General features: G+C 72.0%; 18 protein-coding genes. 12 read left to right on the top strand and 6 right to left on the bottom strand.

Features of this window, described 5'->3' with window-relative positions:
* The first annotated feature begins 18 nt into the window (after nt 1-18).
* Complete coding sequence (locus ACFYR3_RS26115) at nt 19-1464, top strand: MFS transporter (protein ID WP_355852751.1); 1446 nt, start codon at nt 19-21, stop codon at nt 1462-1464.
* 167 nt (nt 1465-1631) lie between these two features.
* On the top strand, nt 1632-2144 hold the full coding sequence (locus ACFYR3_RS26110) for a TetR family transcriptional regulator (protein ID WP_355852822.1): 513 nt from the start codon (nt 1632-1634) through the stop codon (nt 2142-2144).
* A 33-nt stretch (nt 2145-2177) separates the two neighbouring features.
* On the opposite strand, the gene ACFYR3_RS26105 is transcribed toward ACFYR3_RS26110, so the two are convergent.
* Both ACFYR3_RS26105 and ACFYR3_RS26100 read right to left on the bottom strand, forming a co-directional pair.
* The gene (locus tag ACFYR3_RS26105) at nt 2178-2804 is read right to left on the bottom strand and encodes an alpha-ketoglutarate-dependent dioxygenase AlkB (RefSeq protein ID WP_355852754.1); all 627 of its coding nucleotides are present in this window, start codon (nt 2802-2804) and stop codon (nt 2178-2180) included.
* A 55-nt stretch (nt 2805-2859) separates the two neighbouring features.
* Nucleotides 2860-3567 (bottom strand): SDR family NAD(P)-dependent oxidoreductase, encoded by a 708-nt coding sequence (locus ACFYR3_RS26100; RefSeq protein ID WP_355852757.1) that lies wholly within the window; start codon nt 3565-3567, stop codon nt 2860-2862.
* A 102-nt stretch (nt 3568-3669) separates the two neighbouring features.
* On the opposite strand from ACFYR3_RS26100, the gene ACFYR3_RS26095 reads away from it, so the two are divergent.
* The gene (locus ACFYR3_RS26095; RefSeq protein WP_389284834.1) at nt 3670-4509 is read left to right on the top strand and encodes a helix-turn-helix transcriptional regulator; all 840 of its coding nucleotides are present in this window, start codon (nt 3670-3672) and stop codon (nt 4507-4509) included.
* 6 nt (nt 4510-4515) lie between these two features.
* Here the strand turns inward: ACFYR3_RS26095 and ACFYR3_RS26090 are convergent, their stop codons facing one another.
* Complete coding sequence (locus ACFYR3_RS26090) at nt 4516-5397, bottom strand: aminoglycoside phosphotransferase family protein (RefSeq protein WP_356784408.1); 882 nt, start codon at nt 5395-5397, stop codon at nt 4516-4518.
* Nucleotides 5398-5739: 342 nt separating this feature from the next.
* Between ACFYR3_RS26090 and ACFYR3_RS26085 the strand changes: the two genes are divergently transcribed.
* The 3 genes from ACFYR3_RS26085 (at nt 5740) to ACFYR3_RS26075 (ending at nt 9984) form a co-directional block, all read left to right on the top strand.
* Nucleotides 5740-6792 (top strand): tetratricopeptide repeat protein, encoded by a 1053-nt coding sequence (locus tag ACFYR3_RS26085; RefSeq protein WP_389284872.1) that lies wholly within the window; start codon nt 5740-5742, stop codon nt 6790-6792.
* A complete protein-coding gene (locus ACFYR3_RS26080; protein WP_355852763.1) occupies nt 6792-7901 on the top strand; it encodes a polyprenyl synthetase family protein in 1110 nt (369 codons plus the stop codon). The genes ACFYR3_RS26085 and ACFYR3_RS26080 overlap by 1 nt, the downstream gene beginning before the upstream one ends.
* Nucleotides 7902-8199: 298 nt before the next feature.
* Nucleotides 8200-9984, top strand: coding sequence for a M4 family metallopeptidase (locus tag ACFYR3_RS26075; RefSeq protein WP_355852766.1), 1785 nt, complete (start codon nt 8200-8202; stop codon nt 9982-9984).
* A 68-nt stretch (nt 9985-10052) separates the two neighbouring features.
* Here the strand turns inward: ACFYR3_RS26075 and ACFYR3_RS26070 are convergent, their stop codons facing one another.
* Both ACFYR3_RS26070 and ACFYR3_RS26065 read right to left on the bottom strand, forming a co-directional pair.
* Nucleotides 10053-10730, bottom strand: coding sequence for an AIM24 family protein (locus ACFYR3_RS26070; protein ID WP_355852769.1), 678 nt, complete (start codon nt 10728-10730; stop codon nt 10053-10055).
* A gap of 125 nt (nt 10731-10855) precedes the next feature.
* The gene (locus tag ACFYR3_RS26065; protein WP_355852772.1) at nt 10856-11419 is read right to left on the bottom strand and encodes an NAD(P)H-dependent oxidoreductase; all 564 of its coding nucleotides are present in this window, start codon (nt 11417-11419) and stop codon (nt 10856-10858) included.
* Between the two features lie 124 nt (nt 11420-11543).
* Here ACFYR3_RS26065 and ACFYR3_RS26060 point away from each other — a divergent pair, with 124 nt between their 5' ends.
* Together ACFYR3_RS26060 and ACFYR3_RS26055 are read left to right on the top strand one after the other, a co-directional pair.
* Complete coding sequence (locus tag ACFYR3_RS26060; protein ID WP_355852775.1) at nt 11544-12206, top strand: TetR/AcrR family transcriptional regulator; 663 nt, start codon at nt 11544-11546, stop codon at nt 12204-12206.
* Nucleotides 12207-12239: 33 nt separating this feature from the next.
* Nucleotides 12240-13376, top strand: a complete 1137-nt coding sequence (locus ACFYR3_RS26055) for a sulfite oxidase (RefSeq protein WP_355852778.1) — start codon at nt 12240-12242, stop codon at nt 13374-13376.
* A 78-nt stretch (nt 13377-13454) separates the two neighbouring features.
* On the opposite strand, the gene ACFYR3_RS26050 is transcribed toward ACFYR3_RS26055, so the two are convergent.
* Complete coding sequence (locus ACFYR3_RS26050) at nt 13455-14651, bottom strand: glycoside hydrolase family 64 protein (protein ID WP_389284833.1); 1197 nt, start codon at nt 14649-14651, stop codon at nt 13455-13457.
* A 378-nt stretch (nt 14652-15029) separates the two neighbouring features.
* Here ACFYR3_RS26050 and ACFYR3_RS26045 point away from each other — a divergent pair, with 378 nt between their 5' ends.
* From ACFYR3_RS26045 to ACFYR3_RS26030, 4 genes are all read left to right on the top strand, one after another.
* Nucleotides 15030-15716, top strand: a complete 687-nt coding sequence (locus tag ACFYR3_RS26045) for a GntR family transcriptional regulator (RefSeq protein ID WP_355852781.1) — start codon at nt 15030-15032, stop codon at nt 15714-15716.
* Nucleotides 15713-17095, top strand: coding sequence for a hypothetical protein (locus ACFYR3_RS26040; protein ID WP_389284832.1), 1383 nt, complete (start codon nt 15713-15715; stop codon nt 17093-17095). Before ACFYR3_RS26045 ends, ACFYR3_RS26040 begins: the two co-directional genes overlap by 4 nt.
* A complete protein-coding gene (locus tag ACFYR3_RS26035) occupies nt 17092-18936 on the top strand; it encodes a GMC family oxidoreductase N-terminal domain-containing protein (protein WP_389284831.1) in 1845 nt (614 codons plus the stop codon). The genes ACFYR3_RS26040 and ACFYR3_RS26035 overlap by 4 nt, the downstream gene beginning before the upstream one ends.
* A gap of 131 nt (nt 18937-19067) precedes the next feature.
* Entirely contained in the window at nt 19068-19700 is a 633-nt protein-coding gene (locus ACFYR3_RS26030) for a hypothetical protein (protein ID WP_355852790.1), read from the top strand.
* Nucleotides 19701-19702 lie beyond the last annotated feature (2 nt).

Here is a 19702-nt window from a genome sequence, read left to right as displayed (position 1 = left end):
TCTACTTCTGGAGTGCCGATGGCGGCTCTGCGCGAGCGCCTCACGATCCCCGTCCTGGCGTTCGGCGGGATCCTCATGGCCGTCATGCAGACGGTGGTCGTCCCGCTGCTGCCCGACCTGCCCCGGCTGACCGGCGCCTCGGCCGGAGCGGTCTCCTGGATGGTGACGGCGACCCTCCTCGCCGGAGCCGTACTCACCCCTGTTCTGGGCCGCGCAGGCGACATGTACGGCAAGCGGCGCGTGCTGCTCATGGCCCTCGGGATGATGACGGTCGGCTCGCTGATGTGCGCGCTCACCTCGGACATCGGCGTCCTGATCGTGGCGCGTGCGCTGCAGGGCGCGGCGGCCGCCGTGGTCCCGCTGTCGATCAGCATCCTGCGCGACGAACTGCCGCCTGAGCGCACGGGTTCCGCCGTCTCGCTCATGAGCTCCACCGTCGGCATCGGCGCCGCCCTCGGTCTTCCCCTCGCCGCCCTCGTGGTGCAGTACGCCAACTGGCACGTCATGTTCTGGGCGACGACCGCGCTCGGCGTCGTCGGGCTGGCGCTGGCCTGGTGGGCGGTGCGCGAGTCGCCCGTCCGGGAGCCCGGCCGCTTCGACACGGTGGGCGCGCTCGGCCTGGCCGCCGGACTGGCGTGTCTGCTGCTCGCCGTGTCCCAGGGCGGCACCTGGGGCTGGTCCAGCCCCAGGATCCTCGGCCTTTTCGTCGCCTGCGCCGTGGTCCTCACACTGTGGTGGCGACAGCAGCTGCGTACCGAGCGCCCCCTCGTCGACCTGAAGCTGGCCGCCCGTCCGCGCGTCGCCCTGCCGCACATCGCCGCACTCCTGACCGGCTTCGCCTTCTACGGCAACTCGCTGGTCACGGCGCAGCTCGTGCAGGCGCCGAAGGCCACCGGCTACGGGCTCGGCCTCTCCATCGTGGCGACCGGCCTGTGTCTGCTGCCCGGCGGGGTGACCATGCTGCTGCTCTCGCCCGTCTCGGCGCGTATCTCGGCGACCCGCGGTCCCCGGGTGACGCTGGCCCTCGGCACGGCGATCATCGCCTCCGGCTATGTCCTGCGGATCGCCGACAGCCGCGACCTGTGGATGATCATCGTGGGTGCCACGGTCTGCGCGATCGGCACCACCTTCGCCTACTCCGCGCTGCCCACCCTGATCCTGCGCGCGGTGCCCGCCGGGCAGACCGCGTCCGCCAACGGCGTCAACGTCCTGATGCGCACCATCGGGCAGGCCGTGTGCAGCGCCGCCGTGGCCGCCATCCTGGTGCACCACACGAGCCTCGTGGCAGGCGCCCCGGTGCCGACCCTGCACGGCTATCTGCTGGCCTTCGTCATGGCGGGTACCGTCGCACTGGTGGCCTGTGCCGCCGCACTGTCGATACCCACCGACCGCGCCTCCCGCGAGACCCCGCGCACCGGCCGCCGTACCGGCGCACCCCGCGACGAGGCCCTCGAAGGAGCTTGAGCACCGTGACCACCCCCCACTCCGGTCTCACGGCGTCCCCGACCGTCCCGGGGCCGGGTGAGCAGCCGTCCGCCGCCGCCCCACCGCACGGCGGGGGGAAGGCCGCGCCCGCCACCACCACGACGCCCGCCGCGCCCCGGCGCGACGCAGAGGCGAGCAAGGCGGAGATCCTGCGCGCGGCCCGGTATCTGCTGGCCCGGCACGCCCACGCGGACATCACCCTCAAGGCGGTCGCCGACCGGGCGGGGGTGAGCGCGCCGCTGGTCCTCAAGTACTTCGGCAACAAGGACGCGCTGTTCGCCCGCGTCATGTCCTTCGAGTCCGACGCCGACGCCCTGCTGGACGCCCCGCTGGAGGATCTCGGCCGGCACATGGTCCGCCACTTGCTCGAAGGACAGACCCAGCGCGGCGCCGACCCCGTGCTGCGGATCGTCTTCGCCCCACTGCAGGGGGAACAGGGCGAGATACTGCGCGCCAACTTCCGCGCCCAGGTGAGCGACCGCCTCGCCCGGCGGCTGAGCGGAGAGGACGCGGGCCTGCGCGCCGAACTCGCCGTGAGCACGCTGCTCGGCCTCGGCGTGATGTACGGCATCGCCCGGGGCTCGCACCTGCGGGCCACGACCATCGACGACATCGTCGACCGGTACGCGCCGGCGGTGCAGGCCCAGCTGGCACCATGAGCCGGGTGGCCCCGGCGCGATCGGCCGCGCGCGTCAGTTCACCCCGTCGGGGCGGAACTGGACGCTGATCCGGGGCCCCGCCGCCCGTGCCGTCTTGGGGATCGCGTGCTCCCAGGTGCGCTGGCAGGAGCCGCCCATCACGATGAGGTCGCCGTGGCCCAGCGGGCGCCGCACGGTCTCCCCGCCCCCGCGAGGCCGCAGCAGGAGATCGCGCGGGGCGCCCACGGACACGATGGCGACCATCGTGTCCTCGCGGGCGCCCCGGCCGATCCTGTCCCCGTGCCAGGCCACACTGTCCCGGCCGTCCCGGTAGTAGCAGAGCCCGGCCGTGCTGAACGGCTCGCCCAGCTCCTCGGCGTACTGCGCGGACAGCGCGTCCCGGGCCTCGTCCAGGATCGGATGCGGCAGCGGGTCGTCCGCGCGGAAATAGGCGAGCAGCCGGGGTACGTCCACCACGTGCTCGTACATCTGGCGCCGTTCGGCCCGCCACGGCACCTCGGCGGCGAGGCGGGCGAAGAGCTCGTCGGCCCCGCTCAGCCAGCCGGGCAACAGGTCGATCCAGGCCCCGTCGCCCAGCGCGGTGCGGTGCAGCCCGTTGAGCGGACCGAGTCGGAGCTCGTCGGTCTGGTCGAAGAGCGAGCCCTGGAGGTGCATGGCCATACGGCCAGCCTACCCCGTAATCGAATGCATGTTCCATCGAGTAGGTGTGTCCCGGTCACCAGGGGAGGGGGCCCGCCGCGTCGAAGTAACCGCCGGTCGGTCCGTCCGGGCCGATCCGCGCCATGCGCACGATGATCTCGGCGCCCTCCTCCACGGTCTGTGTCCCGGTGTTGCCGTTCAGATCGGTGGCCGTGTAGCCCGGCTCCACCGCGTTGACGCGGATGCCGGGGAACGCCTTCGCGTACTGCACGGTGATCATGTTGACGGTGGTCTTGGACGCCGGATAGGCGACGCCCGGGTAGGCGTGGGTCGGGCTCGCGGGGTCGGTGATCCGGGTCAGCGAGGCCAGGCCGCTGCTGACGTTCACCACGACCGGGGCGGCCGACCGCTGGAGCAGCGGCAGGAAGGCGTGGGTGACCCGGACGAGACCGAAGACGTTCGTCTCGAACAGCTCGCGCATCATCCCGGCGGTCACCTCCGCCGCGCCGATCACGCTGTTTCCCTCCCCGCGTCCCTCGATTCCGGCGTTGTTGACCAGGACGTCCAGGCCTCCCTCGGCCTCGATGGTCTTCGCCGCGGCGGTGACCGACGCGTCGTCGGTGACGTCGATGACGACCGCGCGCGCCCCGAGCGCCTCGGCCGCGCGCCGGCCGCGCTCCGGGTCCCTGCTGCCGATATGGACGGTGTGGCCCGCCGCGACGAGCTGACGCGCGGTCTCGAAGCCGAGGCCCTTGTTCGCTCCGGTGATGAGTGTTGTGGTCATGCGTCCAGAGTCCGGCAGCGCGGCGCGGACAGCCAGGAGTCCGGTCTTCCTGGGACTGCCGGTACCAGGCAGGTCCGGGCGCGGAGGTGCACAGTTGGTGGCATGGCGAACACGGAGTTCGGGCGGACGGTGCGACGCTGGCGCGACCGGGTCACGCCGGAGGCCGCCGGGCTGCCCGGCGGCGGGAACCGGCGCGCGGCCGGACTGCGCCGTGAGGAGCTGGCCCTGCTCGCCGGCATCTCGGTCGACTACATCACCCGCCTCGAACAGGGCCGGGCGGCCCACCCCTCGGAGCAGGTCGTCGAGGCACTGGGCCGGGCGCTGCGGCTGTCCGGGGCCGAACGCGAGCACCTTTTCCAGGTGGCCGGACTGGTGCCGCCGGGGCGGGGCATGGTGCCCGCCCACATCACCCCGGGCGTCCACCGGCTGCTCGACCGGCTGAACGGGACGCCCGTGGCGGTGTACGACGCCGCGTGGACCCTGCTGCTGGCCAACCCGCTGTACGCGGCCCTGCTGGGGGATCCCTCCGGTTGGCGCGGCAACGAACGCAACGGTGTCTGGCGCAACTTCGTCGGCCCCGCCGGCCGGGTGCGGCACACACCGCGGGAGCGGCGCGCCTTCGAGGCGACGCTCGCCGCCGACCTGCGCGCGACCGCGAGCCGGTATCCGACGGACCGGCGTCTGACCCAGCTCATCGACGACCTGTGCGCGAACAGCGTGCGGTTCGCGGAACTGTGGGAGTCCGGAGCCGTCGCCCGCCACGACGCGTCCCGCAAGACCGTCGACCATCCCCAGGTCGGTGCGGTGACCCTGGACTGCGACGTGCTCAGCGTCGCGGGCAGCGACCTGCGGATCATGGTCTACACGGCCGAGGCCGGCACGGAGGACGCCGAACGCGTCGCTCTCCTCGGCGTTCTCGGCACCCAGGCCCTCGTGGAGTGACGCCGTCTACAGCACCCGCCGGTCGGCCAGCACTTCGCGGATCACGTGCCCTGCGTTGGCCGCGATCACCGGGTTCGTGGTGCGGTAGTACGGGAGTTGGATCAGGGCCATGGACAGGGCCCAGCCACGGCCGCGCGCCCAGCCGGCGTCGTCGGCTCCCGCCGACTCCCGGAAGACGGACCGCGCTTCGGCCGGCAGGAGGTTCCAGGCCGGGATGAAGTCGCAGGCCGGATCGCCGGTGCCCAGGGTGCCGAAGTCGAGTACGGCCGCGAGGCGGCCTCCGCGGATCAGGAGGTTCATCGGCATCAGGTCGGAGTGGAGCCACCGCGGCGGGCCCGTCCACAACGGCGCCGCGAGCGCTTCCTCCCAGGCCGCCGTCGCGGCCCCCGTGTCGATCACGCCGCGCAGGTCGGTGATCGCCGCCCGCGTCTCGGCGTCCACCGTGGCCAGCGGTGTGCCGCGGTAGGCGGTCGGCCCACCAGGCAGGTCGATCCCGCGCAGGGCGGCGACGAACGAGCCGAGGTCGGCGGCCAGCGTGTGCGCGTCGGTGAGGGCGCCGGGCACCGGCAGCTCGCCGTCGAGCCAGCGCAGTACGGCCCAGTGCCACGGACAGCCCGCCGCGGGGGTGCCGAGGCCGAGGATCTCGGGGACCGGGAACGGGAGCATCGGGGCGAGCCGCGGCAGCCACGCGTGCTCCTTGACCACGTCGTCGGCGCCGTCCGCGATACGCGGGAGACGGACGGCCAGGTCGTCGCCGAGACGGTAGACGGCGTTGACGGTTCCGGCCGACTCCACGCGCTTCAGGGGCAGTTCGGCCCACTGCGGGAACTGCCCGGCCAGCAGGCTTCGTACGACCGACCCATCGATCCGCGCCTCGCCGACGTGCATCGGGGCTGCTGACACGACGGCCTGCCTTCCGTGGGGAGAGGGTCGACTTCCGCCATCCTGCGTCCTGTTCGGGCCGCCTCGCAACGTGTTTCCTGCTGCCAGGCAACCCCGCGGACGCGATCGTCGTCTTGATCGGCAACGGGCGGGTGGCGCGTCGTCCTCCATGAAGCGGAAATTCACGGACGGAAATCGTAAGCACTATACCCCTTGCGTATACATGCCGTGTATACGCCGAGTGCATAGCGGAGTCGGTACACGTCAACGCCCTGAAAGAGACAGCTACAGCATCACCACCGGGCCATGACCGTATGTGAACGGGCGGTGGCGGACGGAAAGGCATTCATGTACGGCAAAGCCTTCGCCCCGGAGTACCAGGGCGCTTTGACCACCCTGTCGGTGAACTCCTCGCTGACCGACGTCCTCGCGGCGGGCACCGAGCAGCTGCGCGCCGCCGAACGCACCGGCGCACACGCCGAGGCCGCCCGCTCGGGCCTCGCGGTCGCCGAGGCGCACCGCCGGCTCGGGCAGGTGGCGGACGCCGACCGGGCGTGGAAGGCGAGTTACCGCACCGCCCGGGAGGCCGGTGACGGCGCCGCGATGGCATGGGCGCTGTGGAGCGGCGGCACGCTGGCCCGTCAGCGAGGGGCGTTCCCGCTGGCCTGGCGGTTGCTGCGGCTCGCCGCCGAACTCGGCGGACAAGCCGGGGATGTCGTCGTGCGCGGCTACTCGCTGGCCGGAATGGCGGAGACCGGCCGCATCCAGGGCGACTACGCGGCCGTGACCGCCCTGCACGAGCAGCTGCTGGCCGAGGCCCGTAAGCGCGGCGAGGCCCGGCACACCGTGTGGGCCCTGGAGGGCATCGCCCAGATCCACCGCAACACCGGCGCGTACGAGCGTGCTTACGCGATGTTCGAGGAGGCGGCCGGGATAGCCGCCCGTGCCGAGGACCGGCGTGGCTACGCCTGGGCGCTGCGAGGACTCGCGGACATCGTCTCCGTGCGCGACGGGGACGCGGACCGCGCGCTGGAGCTGCTGAGCGAGGCGGAGGTGTCCTGCCGCGCGATGAAGCTGTCCGGCGCACTGGCCTACAACCACAAGATGCGTGGCAACGTCCTCTACCGCGCCGGGCGTTACGAGCAGGCCCGCGACGTCTACACGGGGGCCCTCGCCGAGTTCGAGGCGATGAGCGAGCCGCGCGGCCGGGCCCTGTCCCGGCTCGGACTGGTCAAGTCCCTCGCCCGCCTCGGCCGCGGCAGCGCCGAAACCGCCGCCGAACTGGACGAGTTGGCCAAGGTGCTGGAGGGCATCGGACTGCGGCACGCCCGGCAGATGGTCGAACGGGCGCGCACGGAACTGGGGTTGACGCCCGAGACCGGTGAGACGGAGGCCGCGTGATGACCTCGACCGCCCTGCACCGACCGGCAGTCCCGACGGTCTCGACACCTCCGCCGGCCTCACCGGTTTCGCCGGCCTCGGGCGCCCGGCCGTCGCCCACCGCCCCGCAGGTGTTGCGCCGCTGCCGCGAACTCGCCGCCCCCGCCCTGTCGGAGGCGATCGACACGCTGCACCCCTGGGTCGCCGAGATGGCCCGGTACGCGCTCGGCCGCTGCGAGGTCGGCGGCGCCCCCGCCGACCACAGCCAGGGCAAGGGCGTACGGCAGGCGCTGGCCGTCCTCGGGGCGGAGGTCGTCTCGGGCCCGGCCGAGGCGGGTGTGCCGGGGGCCGTCGCGGTGGAGCTCGTCCACGTCTTCTCGCTGCTCCACGACGACATCATGGACGGTGACGCGCTGCGCCGGGGGCGCCCCGCCGTGTGGAAGGCGTACGGCACCGGTCCCGCCGTCCTGGCGGGCGACGCGTTGTTCGCGCTGGCCGTGGAGACCGCGGCCACGACTCCCCGAGCCGGTCTCGCCGTACGGCAGTTGACCACGGCCCTCGGTGACCTGGTCCGCGGCCAGGCCGACGACCTGCTGTTCGCCGACCGGCCCTGGACCGGGCCCGGGGCGGTGAGTGTCGGGGAGTACGAGACGATGGCCGAGGGAAAGACCGGTGCGCTGCTCGGCTGCGCGCTGGCGCTCGGCGCCCGGCTGGCGGGAGCGCCGGACCGGACCGTGACCGTGCTGGACCGCGCCGGACGCCATCTCGGTGTCGCCTTCCAGATCGCCGACGACGTACTCGGCATCTGGGGTGATCCGTCGGTCACCGGCAAGCCGGTCCACGGCGACCTGCGGCAGGGGAAGAAGACCCTGCCGGTCCTCGCCGCGCTCAACGCGCCGGGGAACGCCGACCTCGCCGAACTCCTCGGGGCCTCCGGCTCTTTGGATGGCCCGGGTGTCCGCCGCGCCGCGGCCCTCGTCGAGCGGGCCGGCGGTCGCACGGCGGCCGTGCGCGAGGCGCGCCGCCGGCTCGCCGCGGCGGACACGCTCCTGGCGGGCGTGCCCCTCGCCCCGGGGCCCGCGGCGGAACTGCGCACGGTGCTCTCCGCCCTCGCCGACCGCACGATCTGACACCTCCGCACTATGCGACATGGGTCACATACGCGCGCCAATCGGCCTCGCCAGGCAACCGCCTCATTCCCCCTCACATCTGTCCGGTCGGCGCACTGTTGGTCACTCATTGATCACCGAGAAGCAAACATTTGTAAAGAGATGCCCCTAAAAGCAAGAAAAGGGATCTTTCTTCTTTACATGTACATGAGAAATCGGTGAGGGTGGCGAATCGGGGCCCGACAGCCCCCGCGGCGCCCAACAGCGCCGCGCCGTAGGGCGGTTGGCGATCCCGACCGCCCCTGTGCAAAGGAACTCAGTGCGTAGACCCCACATACGCCGCGTGGCCATCGCCGTTGCGGTGACGACGGCCGCCACGCTCCCCGGCCCCGCCTTCGCGTCGGCCCCCGACGGGCCCGCCCGCGTGGCGACTTCGGTCTCCTCGCCGGTGGCCGCCGCCAGGGCGGCGGCGTTCGCGCACGCCTCGGCCACCGGTGTCACCCAGGGCGACACCCTCCAGGTCAAGGACGTGATGACGGACCCGGACGGAAAGCAGCACGTCCGGTTCGTCCGTACCCACCGGGGCCTTCCGGTCCTCGGCGGCGACATGGTCGTCCACCTCGGCAAGCGGGGGGATTACCTGGGTGTGACCCGGGCCGCCGACCACGTGGTGAAGCCGTCCACCGTCGAGGCGAAGCTGACGCCCGAGCAGGCGGAGCGGAAGGCCGAGGCCGTCGCGAAGGGTGACGCGGGCAGCGCCCAGCTCGTCGTGGACGCCCGCGACGGCGCCGCCGCCCTCGCCTACCAGGTGCTCGTCACGGACAGCGACACCACGGAGGCCGGCGGGTCCAGCACGGTCGTCGTGGATGCCCACACCGGCCGGATCCGCAGCAACACCCCGAACACCGACGAGTTCATATCCCCGTCCCTGGCGGACACCCTGCGCAAGCGGGGCGAGAGCGCGACCCCGCGGATCGGGACGGCCGCCGGGCTGTCCGGGCCGTCCGGTCTCACGAGTGCGGCCGCGGCCGGCCACTACCCGGTCAAGGCCACCGGCAGCGGGGCCTCCCTCTTCGCCGGCAAGGTGGCGCTGACCACCACCCGGACCGCGCGGACCAGCTATCTCCTCAAGGACCCGACCCGGTGGAACACCGAGACCCGGGACGCCAAGGGCCAGGAGCTGGAGTCCTTCGCGCGGGGCAGGACGTTCACCGACGGCGACAACAAGTGGGGCACCGGCACCACGGCCGCCCGGACCACCGCCGCGGTCGACGCCCAGTACGGCATCACCCAGACCCTGGACTTCTACAAGAAGGCCTTCGGCCGCAAGGGCATCAAGAACAACAGCGCCGGTGCCCGGGGAATGGTGCACTTCGGCAACAAGGTCGGCAACGCCTTCTGGGACTCGACGTGCGGCTGCATGCTGTACGGCGACGGCGACGGCGATCTGTTCAAGAAGCCGCTGGTCGTCCTCGACGTCACCGGTCACGAACTGACCCATGGCGTGGTCGACGCCACGGCCGCCCTCGAACCCACCCGCGTGGACCAGGACGGCAACCAGTACGGCGAGCCCGGCGCCCTGAACGAGTCGCTCGCCGATGTCTTCGGCTCGAACGTCGAGTTCTCGGCGAACAACCCGAAGAACCCGCCGAACTACCTGGTGGGGGAGAAGCTGGGACTCGCCCAGAAGTTCCTGCGCCGCCTCGACCACCCGTCCCTCGACCTGCTCGAGCAGACGATCGACTACTGGTCGCCCGCCGCCTACGACACCGAGGTGCACGCCGGCTCAGGTGTGTCCTCGCACGCGTACTACCTGCTCGCCGAGGGCAGTGGCCGCAAGACGGTCGGCGGCGTGACGTACGACTCGCCGACGTACGACGGTTCGCAGGTGACCGGGATCGGCCGCACCAAGGCCACCGCCATCTTCTACCGGGCGCTCACCCGTTACATGGTCTCCACGACCGACTTCCATGACGCGCGCACGGCCACGCTCAAGGCCGCCGCCGACATGTACGGGGCGAACAGCACCGAGTACAAGGCGGTGGACACGGCCTGGGGCGCCGTCAACGTCACGGTCGCCAACACCCCGGCCGCGGAGCACTGACGGACACCCCGACGAACGACCGAAGGGTGCCCCGCCGTCCGGCGGGGCACCCTTCGCCGTTCCCCGGATCAGTGCTGCTGCGTCTTCTGCGGTGTCGCCTCGCTGGGACGTACGACGACGTAGCCCTCGCCCTCCAGCTTCAGCTGCACGGCCTCGCCCGATCCTCCTCGGATCATCGAGCCGATCGACTGCGAGCGGTGCAGCGAGGTGCGCAGATGCGCCGTCCAGCCGACGACCGCGTCGGTGTCGACGAACACCGGCTGCTGCTGGGAGACGGGAATGACCAGCGGGTTGCCCTCGCAGATCAGGCCCAGACTGCCGTGACCGGTGAAGACGCTGTTGAACAGACCGCCGCCGGTGATGCCCGCGCCCTTCACGGTCTTTATCTCGTACGACAACGAGGCGTCGAAGCACAGGACGTTGCGGCCGTTGACCGTGAACACATCGCCGGGTTCGATGCCCACGATGAAACAGTTCTGTGCCTCGTGCGCGAACCAGGCCTCGCCCTGCCCGCGGACGGTCATCAGCGGAAGCCCCTCACCGGTGACCGCCCGCTTGAGCATGCCGCCCACGCCCTGGCCCTTGCGCTCGAACTGGAGACTGCCCCGGTAGGCGACCATCGCGCCCTGACGCGCGAACATCTCGCCCTGGACGGCGTACTTGATGGACTTGGCGTTCTGGACGGTCATGCCGGCCGCGATCGCGGGCTGCACCATGTGGTCACTGGAGAAGAGGTCACTCTGCATGCGGGCATCCTGTCGCGGAGGGTGGGGCTCCGCCAGAGGCGTGGCGATCTTGGGACACGCGGTGACCGAGTCGCGACATGCCGAAGGCCGGCCCGGGTCGACCGGACCGGCCCACAAGGGAGTTGTCAGGCGGCTTCGGACGCGCCGACGTGGCTGTGCAGCCGGTTCACGACCTCGGCGATCTGGGCGGCGACCTCGGCGTCGTCGACCGGGTGCGTCTCCGCGAAGCGGACCACGGAGCCGGGGACGGAGAGCTTGACGTCCTCCAGCACGGTGCCGCCGGCGATGCCCACGGCCTTGCGGGCCTCGTCCTGCGCCCAGACGCCGCCGAACTGGCCGTACGCGGTGCCGACCACGACGACCGGCTTGCCGCTGAAGGCGCCGGCGCCGAACGGACGGGACAGCCAGTCGATGGCGTTCTTGAGGACGGCCGGGATGGTGCCGTTGTACTCGGGCGAGAAGAGCAGGAAGGCGTCGGCGCCGTTGGCCGCCGCGCGCAGCCGGGCGGCGGGGGCGGGCACGCTGCCCTCGACGTCGATGTCCTCGTTGTAGAAGGGGATCTCGGCGAGGCCCTCGTAGAGCTCGACCTCGGCACCCTCCGGGGCGAGCTTGACGGCCGCCTCGGCGAGCTGACGGTTGTGGGAACCGGCGCGCAGGCTGCCGACGAGCGCGAGGATGCGTACGGACATGGATATCTCCCGAAGCTGGAATCGCTGAAACACTGCCGCAACAAAACGGACCGAGGTCCGCTTAAAGGTGTACCACCTAAGCGGACCGCAGTCCAGTTGGCCCTGATGCCGTTACGCTGGCGTCATGTCCCATCCACTTCCGCCGTTTCCGAAGCGACCGGAACCGTCCGACGAGCCCGTCCTCATGGAGCTCACCGCCCCTGAGGACGCCCCGCTGCGCGCCGACGCGGCCCGCAACCGCGCGCGCCTGCTGGAGGCGGCCGCCCGGCTGGTCGAGGAGCAGGGAGTGGCCAGACTCACGATGGAAGGTGTCGCCTGCGCGGCGGCGGTGGGCAAGGGGACCGTCTTCCGGCGCTTCGGCGACCGCACCGGCCTGCTGATGGCGCTGCTCGACCACACCGAGCAGCGCTTCCAGACCGCCTTCATCAGCGGTCCGGCTCCACTCGGCCCCGGCGCGTCACCGGTGGAGCGCCTGCACGCCTTCGGATGTCACGCCCTGCGCCAGACCTCCGAACAGCTCGACCTGTACCTCGCCGCCGAGCCCGAGGCCACCCGCCGCTTCACCTCCGCGCCGTACCGGGTCCGCTTCATGCATGTGTGCATGCTGCTGCGGCAGACGGACTCGGGCCCGGGCATGGACACCGAGCTCGTCGCCCAGACCCTGATGGGATACCTGGATCCCGCCCTGATCGGTCATCTCACCCGCCAGCGCGGTATGTCGCCGGAGCGCCTGGAGACCGGCTGGCGCGACCTGGTGGACCGGAGCGTCGGCCCGCGCATCGTCTAGCGCCCTGTCCCCGGGCGGGCGGACAATGGATGCATGGGGCATCGCCTGGAGGACATGAGCGCACCCGCCCGGCTGGCCGGCCCGGACGAGGGCATCAGCGCCCATGAGCTGGCTCTCGCCGCCCGGAACCACGGACTGCCGCTGGAGGCCCTGCGGTACGAGGTCACACCGCCGGGGCTGCACTACGTGCTGACGCACTACGACATCCCGTACGCCGAAGAGACCTCCTGGCAGCTCGTTCTCGGCGGACGGGTGCGGCGCCCGTTGCTGCTCGGAGTCGACGAGCTGAAGACGTATCCCGCGGTCAGGCAGCGGGTGACCATGGAATGCGCGGGCAACGGTCGTGCCCTGCTGACGCCCCGGCCGGTGAGCCAGCCGTGGCTGGTCGAGGCGGTCGGGACCGCCGAGTGGACGGGCGTGCCGCTGCGGGTGCTGCTCGCCGAGGCGGGGGTCGAACAGGACGCCGTGGACGTGGTGTTCACCGGCGCGGATCACGGCGTCGAGCGCGGGGTCGAGCAGGACTACCAGCGTGCCCTTCCGCTGGACGTGGCGCGCGGCGACGAGCCCGAGGTCCTGGTGGCGTACGCGATGAACGGTGCCCCGCTGCCGCCGCAGCACGGACACCCCCTGCGACTCGTGGTGCCGGGCTGGTACGGCATGGCGCATGTGAAGTGGCTCCGCGAGATCACGGTGACGGAGACCCCGTTCCGGGGGTTCCAGCAGGCTGTGGCGTACCGGCTCCGGCAGGACGCCGGCGACGAGGGTGAACCGGTCACCCGGATCGCCCCGCGCGCCCTGCTGGTCCCGCCGGGCTTCCCCGACTTCATGTCACGGGCGCGGGCGGTCCCGCCGGGCGCCGTCACCTTGACGGGACGGGCCTGGTCCGGGCGTGCGCCGGTGACCGGGGTCGAGGTCAGCACGGACGAGGGGCGCTCCTGGTGCCCGGCCGAACTGGACCGGGCGACCGCTCACCGCTGGGCCTGGCGCGCCTGGCACTTCACCTGGACGGCGACCCCCGGCCGTCATGTCCTCAGTGCCCGCGCCACCGACGCCGAGGGCCACACCCAGCCGCTCGACCAGCCCTGGAACAGGGGTGGCTTCGAGAACAACCTCGTCCAGCGGGTCCCCGTGCTCTGCCTGGACTCCGGCGACGACATGGGACATCGATGACGCGGTGGTTGTGACGCCACCGGAACGGGGGCAGGCCCCTCAGGACCTGCCCCCATTCCGTCCCCCACGCAACTCCCGTCAGTTGAACGGATCCAGCGTGACGAACGCCTGCTGCGGATTGCCGTCGTTGACGAGGGACTCGTGGTTGCCGACGTCGTCGAAAGCGAACGCGTAGGCCTTGCCGTCGGCCATCTGCGCGTGGAGGTTGCGGGCGTACTGGTTGGTCACCGCGTCCGCGTAGAAGTTCGCGGAAGTGGTGTCCGGCTGATTGGGGTTGGTCAGCAGCGTGGTGCGGTTGAAGCCCGCGCACAGGGTGCGTGAAATGGGGCCGCGCACCAGGTCGTTGGGCGCGTCGAGCAGCTTGTAGCAGCCGAAGATGCTGTCCGCGTCGGGCTTCTGGAAGCTGGTGACGACCGCTCCGGAGCTGTTGGTGAAGTTCATGACGTTGCCGGAGACCCGGCCGAAGTACTTGGTGTTCGGCTGGTCGCCGAACGGCGTCACCGTCAGGGTCGACGAACCGTACTTCTGCCAGACGCGGTTGATGTAGTCGTCCATGACGGTGGCCGGAAGCGCGCCGGCCTCGATGCCGTGCCCCGGGGCGAGCGCCCGCAGAACCGTGCCGTCGGACCGGGTCTGGATGAGGTTCGCCCAACCGCCCGGCTGACTCCGCAGCGCGTTGTAGAAACCGTTGTAGCCACCGGACTTGAGGTGACCGGTGCTCTTCGTGGTCCCGTCGGCGAGCTTGACTCCGACGGCGTACGGGGCCGAGAACATGTCGACCTGGGTGCTGTTGAGCCACAGACCGGAGTCGTTGAGCGTGTACTCGGACCAGTTGAAGAGGATGTTGTGGTTCGGGTCGCTCGGATTCTGCACGGCCGGCTGCACGAGCCCGCCGGTGGTCACCCGGAAGTCGAGCTTCTGCCCGAACGAGAAGTAGATCCGTCCGGAGAACTTGGGGAGCTGGATCGTCTTCGACTGGCCGTTGGCCGGTCCCGCGATCGACGCGTCGGGTGCGGGCGTCGGCGGATTGCCGCCCACGGGCCACGCGTGGAAGGTGCCGTTCGCGTCGGCCCATCCCTGCTTTCCCGTCGAGAGCTGGGTGCCGAGGTCGTATACGTAGACCTGTTCGCTGCGGCCGGAGTTGTTCGTGAACGTGAGGGGGATGGTCGCCGGGACGGCGGCTTCGGCACGGGAGGGCGCGCCGAAGGTGAGCAATGCCGCGGAGAGCGTGGCCGAGGCCAACGCCCAAGCCGGCCATCTGGTGTGTACGCGCACTCTCTGCCTCCTTGATGTGGGGGTTCAGCGAGGTGGAATCCCGCGGACGGGGATCGTCCGCTTCCTCTTGAGAGCGCTCTCAGAATTACGCGCGCGTGGCGTACATGTCAACGATTCACGCAAAGTTGGTCTGGTCCAACTTGCTTGGGGCTGGGGCTGGGGCCGGTTCGGGCGGGGCGTGGGTCCGGACCCGGCCTTCCCCGCATCCGGCAGTCCGGCCCGACCGCCTTTCGCGGCAACTCGACCTTCGCGAACACGGCGAAGGCGGTTCGTTCGCGGTCGGCCTCAACAACCCCTTGTCGTAAGAGGGGTTGACCGTGAGAAGCACTCACTGGTTCAGTGGCTCATCCACTCAGCCACTTGCCCGGAGGGGGAAACATGGAGGCTCTGCCCCGCGAGACCATCGTGGACGTCCTGGAGGACCGGCTGCGTACGGACATACTCGACGGCCGTCATCCGGCGGGGAGTTACCTTCCTCCGGAGCGGCGGCTGGCCGACGGGTACGGCGTCACGCGCACCACGCTCAAGCACGCCTTCGGGCGGCTCGTGCAGGCCGGGCTGCTGGAGACCCGGCACGGAGTCGGGACCCGGGTGCGGGACTACGCCCGGCTCGGTGGGGCGGATCTCCTGCCCATGCTCGTGCGGCACGACGCGGGCTGGGTGCACGAGGTGTTCGAAGTGCGGCGCGGGGTGGGCGCGTTGATCGCCGAGCGGGCCGCCGAGCGCGGCACCCGCGTACAGCGGGCCGAGTTGACCGCGCTGCTCGCGGCCGTACGGCGGTCCGAGGGCGCCGACGCGGTGCAACTGGCCGATGTGGAGGTCCACCGCGCGCTGGCCCGCGCCACCGGCAACCGCGTCTACGTCCTGCTGACCAACACGCTCTTCAACGCCTACCTGCCGGTCCGCTCCCTGCTGAAGGGACCCTTCACCGATCCGGAGGCCGCCCACGAGAGGCTGGCGCCGGTCGTGGAGGCCGTGACCGCGGGGGACGCCCGGCGAGCGCACGCGGCGGCCGACATCTATCTCCGGGCCACCGAGCGCATCATGCTGGAGGGCCTCGCATGAGGGGCACGGTGTTCACCGAGACGATGCTCGGCACGGTCCGCCTCGACGGCGAGCCGGAGGAGCGGCGCATCCGGCTCGACCTGCGCGCCACCGCCGACCGGGTCCTCCTCCCGCACCGGACGACACAGGCCCGTCTGACCGGCCGGGCGCGGATCACCGGTCGCGCCGACGACCTCTGTGCCGAGGGCGAGTTGGAGGTGTCGCCGATCGCCCGGCGGCGCATCCGCTACCGGCTCACGTTCACCGCCGACGGGCGCCGCCTCAGCCTGGACGGCTGGAAGTCGGTGACCCCGCGTCGGCCGGTCGCGTCGATGACCGTGCTGCCGTTCACCGTGTACGAGGGCGACGCGCGGGTGGGCGAGGGCGTTCTGCGCTTCCCCGTGGCCACCAGCCTCGCCCCCTTCCTGCTCGGCTTCCGCTTCCCGCGCCGCGAGAACCCCGCGGAACACCTGGCCCCGCGATGGAACGGCGCCCCGGGCCGCACCGAGGTCTGGTACACCACCCTCACCGACCCGGCGAGCGGCACCGGGATCTGGCTGCACCATGAACTCATCGCACCCTCCGACGGATCCGAGCCGTTCGCCCATGGCTGGGCCGCGGTGTTCCCCCGCGAGGGCGAGGTACGGCACGCCCGTTTCGGACCCGTCCCCTGGACCCGGCCGACGGACGGATTCGCGACCGAGGCAGTGACCTGCGCCGCCGGACAACTGACCGGCAGCGCGGGTGACTTCAGCTGGAAGATCGCCGAACGACCGCAGGGAACACCGCTGTTCACCTTCCCCCGCTGGTCCTGGCGCCGCCCCGTGCTGCCCGCCGCCCAGATGCTCCCGGCCGCCCGAGCAGCGTACGAAGGTGAATTCTCGTACGGAGAAACGACCTTGAACCTGCGCGGCGCACCCGGCGCCTCGGCCCGGATCTACGGGCACGGCAACGCGCACCGGTGGACCTGGCTGCACGCGGATCTCGGCGACGGCGACGTCCTGGAGATCGTCGCCGCCGTGTCCACCCGGCCCGCGCTGCGACGGCTGCCCCCACTCGTCTTCCTGCGCCTGCGCCGACGCGGCCGCACCTGGCCGCGGCGACCGGAGCGTTCCGCGATCGGCCGGCTGGGACTCGGACGCTTCCGGGCCGCGTTCGGCCTGCCCGAGTGGACGGTCACCGGCCGGACGGCACTGCGCCGCATCCGCGTCGAGGTGAACCAGCCCGCCGAGCGGACCCTCACCCTGGAGTACCGCGACCCGGACGGCGCCCGCGCGGTGTGCCGCAACAGCGAGTCCGCCGACGCCCGAATCGTCCTGGAGCGCTGGTGGGGCCACTGGCGCCCGGAAGCCACCTGGGTGCTGGACGGCACCGCGCACGCCGAGGCGGGCGAACGATGACCGCCGACGGGTTCGTCGCCGCGCTGCTCGCCGACGACGGCGACACCGAGTGGGCCGCCCGTGTGCCGCACCGCCTCGACTCGGTGCTCGCCGCACTGCCCCGGCCCGCCCGCGCCGCGGTGCACACCGCCGTCGCCGCCCTGGAGTCGTACGCCGTGATGCGCACCGGCAGACGCCTGTCGGCCCTCGGCCCCGACGAACGCGAGGACGTGCTCCGCTCCCTGGCCGCACGACCCCGGCTCGCCCCGCTGCTGGACCTCCTCAAGGTTCCCGTGCTGTTGGCCGCGGGCACGGAACGGATGCCGGTCGCGCCCGCCCCCGCGACAGCGCCGGTGGATCCGCCCCTCGACTGCACTCCGGCAGAGGAATGGCCGGCCCGCAGCACCGCGGACGTGGTCGTCGTCGGCTCCGGCGCCGGCGGCGCGATGGCCGCACGGACCTTCGCGCTCGCCGGACTGAACGTGGTGGTCCTGGAGGAGGGCCGGCACCACTCGACGGCGTCCTTCGGCCGCCGGGCACCGCTCGACCGGTTCGCCGAGCTGTACCGCGACGGCGGCGCCACGGTGGCCGTCGGCAGCCCGCCGATCCTGCTGCCGGTCGGCCGTGCCGTCGGCGGCACCACCGTGGTCAACTCCGGTACCTGCTACCGCACTCCGGACCACGTACTCGCACGCTGGAGCAGCGCGTTCGGGTTCGGGCTCGCCGACCGCTTCGGGCCCTGCCTCGACGAGGCCGAGCGAACCCTGCGCGTGGCGCCCCAGCCCCTCGACGTCCTCGGCAACAACGGACTGCTCACCCTCACCGGCGCCGAACGCCTCGGCTGGCGGGCCGCCCCGCTGCGCCGCAACGCCCCCGGCTGCAAGGGCTCGTGCCAGTGCGTGGTGGGCTGCCCCACCGGCGCCAAACAGAGCGTGCAGTTGTCCGTCCTGCCCGACGCCTGCGCCGCCGGTGCCCGGATCGTCACCGGCGCGCGGGTCCGCCGCATCCTGCTGGACCACGACGTGCCGGGCCCGCCCCGCGCCGCCGGAGTCCGGGTACGCCGCACCGACGGCAGCGAACTGGAGATACTCAGCCCCCTCGTCGTGACGGCGGCCGGGACCCTCGAGACTCCGCCCCTGCTGCGACGCTCGGGCCTCGGCGGACACCCCCGCCTCGGCCGCAACCTCAGCGTGCACCCGGCCACCAGCGTCGCCGGACGCTTCGCCGAGCCGGTGACGGCCTGGCGGGGTGTGCTGCAGAGCGTCGGCGTCGAAGAACTGCACGGACACGGAATCCTCGTCGAGGCGACCGCGAGCCCACCCGGCATGAGCAGCTTCGTCCTGCCGGGCCTCGGCCGGGAACTGCGGCGCGAACTGGAGGACGTGGACCAGCTGGCGACCCTCGGCGCCATGATCGCCGACCGCCCCTCCGGGCAGGTCAGGGGCCGGGAACGGACGCTCGTCCGCTACGACCTCGACCGCCGCGACGGCGACCGTCTGATGACCGCCGTACGTGCCATGGGCCGCCTGCTCTTCGCCGCCGGGGCGGAGGAGGTCCTCACCGGAGTCCCGGGCGCGCCCCGGGCCCGGTCGCTCGACGCGCTGGACGAACTGCTCGCCTCGGTGGATGCCCGCGATCTGCACGTGTCGGCGTTCCACCCGACCGGCACGGTGGCCGCGGGCGCCGATCCGCAGCGGGCGCCCGCCGACCCCGAAGGCAGGCTCCGCGGTGTCCACGGAGTCCTCGTCGCGGACGGCTCGGTCCTGCCGGGCTGCCCGGAGGTCAACCCGCAGCTGAGCATCATGGCGGCGGCCCTGGTGATCTCGGACGCGTGGCTCGACGGATCACGGCACCGGCGCTGATCGGTCGTACGCCACCCCAATGGGCCCCCGTGGTTCGCCGTCGCCCGGCGCGGCACGGAGCATGAGGGAGTCCGTACGGCAGGAAAAGGACGAGCCCCCGTGCCCCGTACGGCAGGAAGAGGCGAGCCCCCATGAGCAGACGTGTTCCCCGCGGCCGGAGCGGATCACGGCGTATCGCTGCCCTGGTGTCCGCGATCGCGTGCGGCTCCGTTCTGGTCTCCTGCAGCTCGGACAACGGCGGCGGCAGCAGTAGTACGGCCTCCATCACCCCCCGGCCCACGCCGCCGAACGCGTCCAACTTCACGGGGACGCCGCCGTCCGCCATCGCCTCGGCCGCCTCCTCGATCATCGAGTCCGCGACCGGGCGGGCGTCGTCGGCGGCCGCCTCCGCCTCCGCCAGAGCGTCGGAGTTCGCGGCCTCGGTCTCCGCCGACACCGCCCGCGCCGCCGCCACCGCCGAGAAGCAGCTCAAGAACGTCAAGGGCAGCGGCAACGCGACGTCCGACGTGAGCATGACCGGCCTGCCCACGTCGGAGACCGGCGGGCTGCGCGCCGTGGTCGTCACCATCACCAACAACTCCGGCAAGACGGCGTCGTACGCCGTGCAGGTCGACTTCAAGAACCCCGACGGGAAGGTCGTGCAGACTTCGTTCGTCGGGAAGGAGAACCTCGAGCCGGGCAAGAAGGCGCAGCCGGTCGTGATCAGCAGACAGCCCGCGGAGCCCCAGCTCACACCCGTCCTGGTCAAGGCCCAGCGGTACTGACG

The sequence above is a fragment of the Streptomyces sp. NPDC005784 genome, from assembly GCF_042871525.1.
GTDB lineage: Bacteria > Actinomycetota > Actinomycetes > Streptomycetales > Streptomycetaceae > Streptomyces.
Note: the sequence above shows the minus strand (reverse complement) of the source record. Positions and strands in the feature narration are given on the sequence as shown.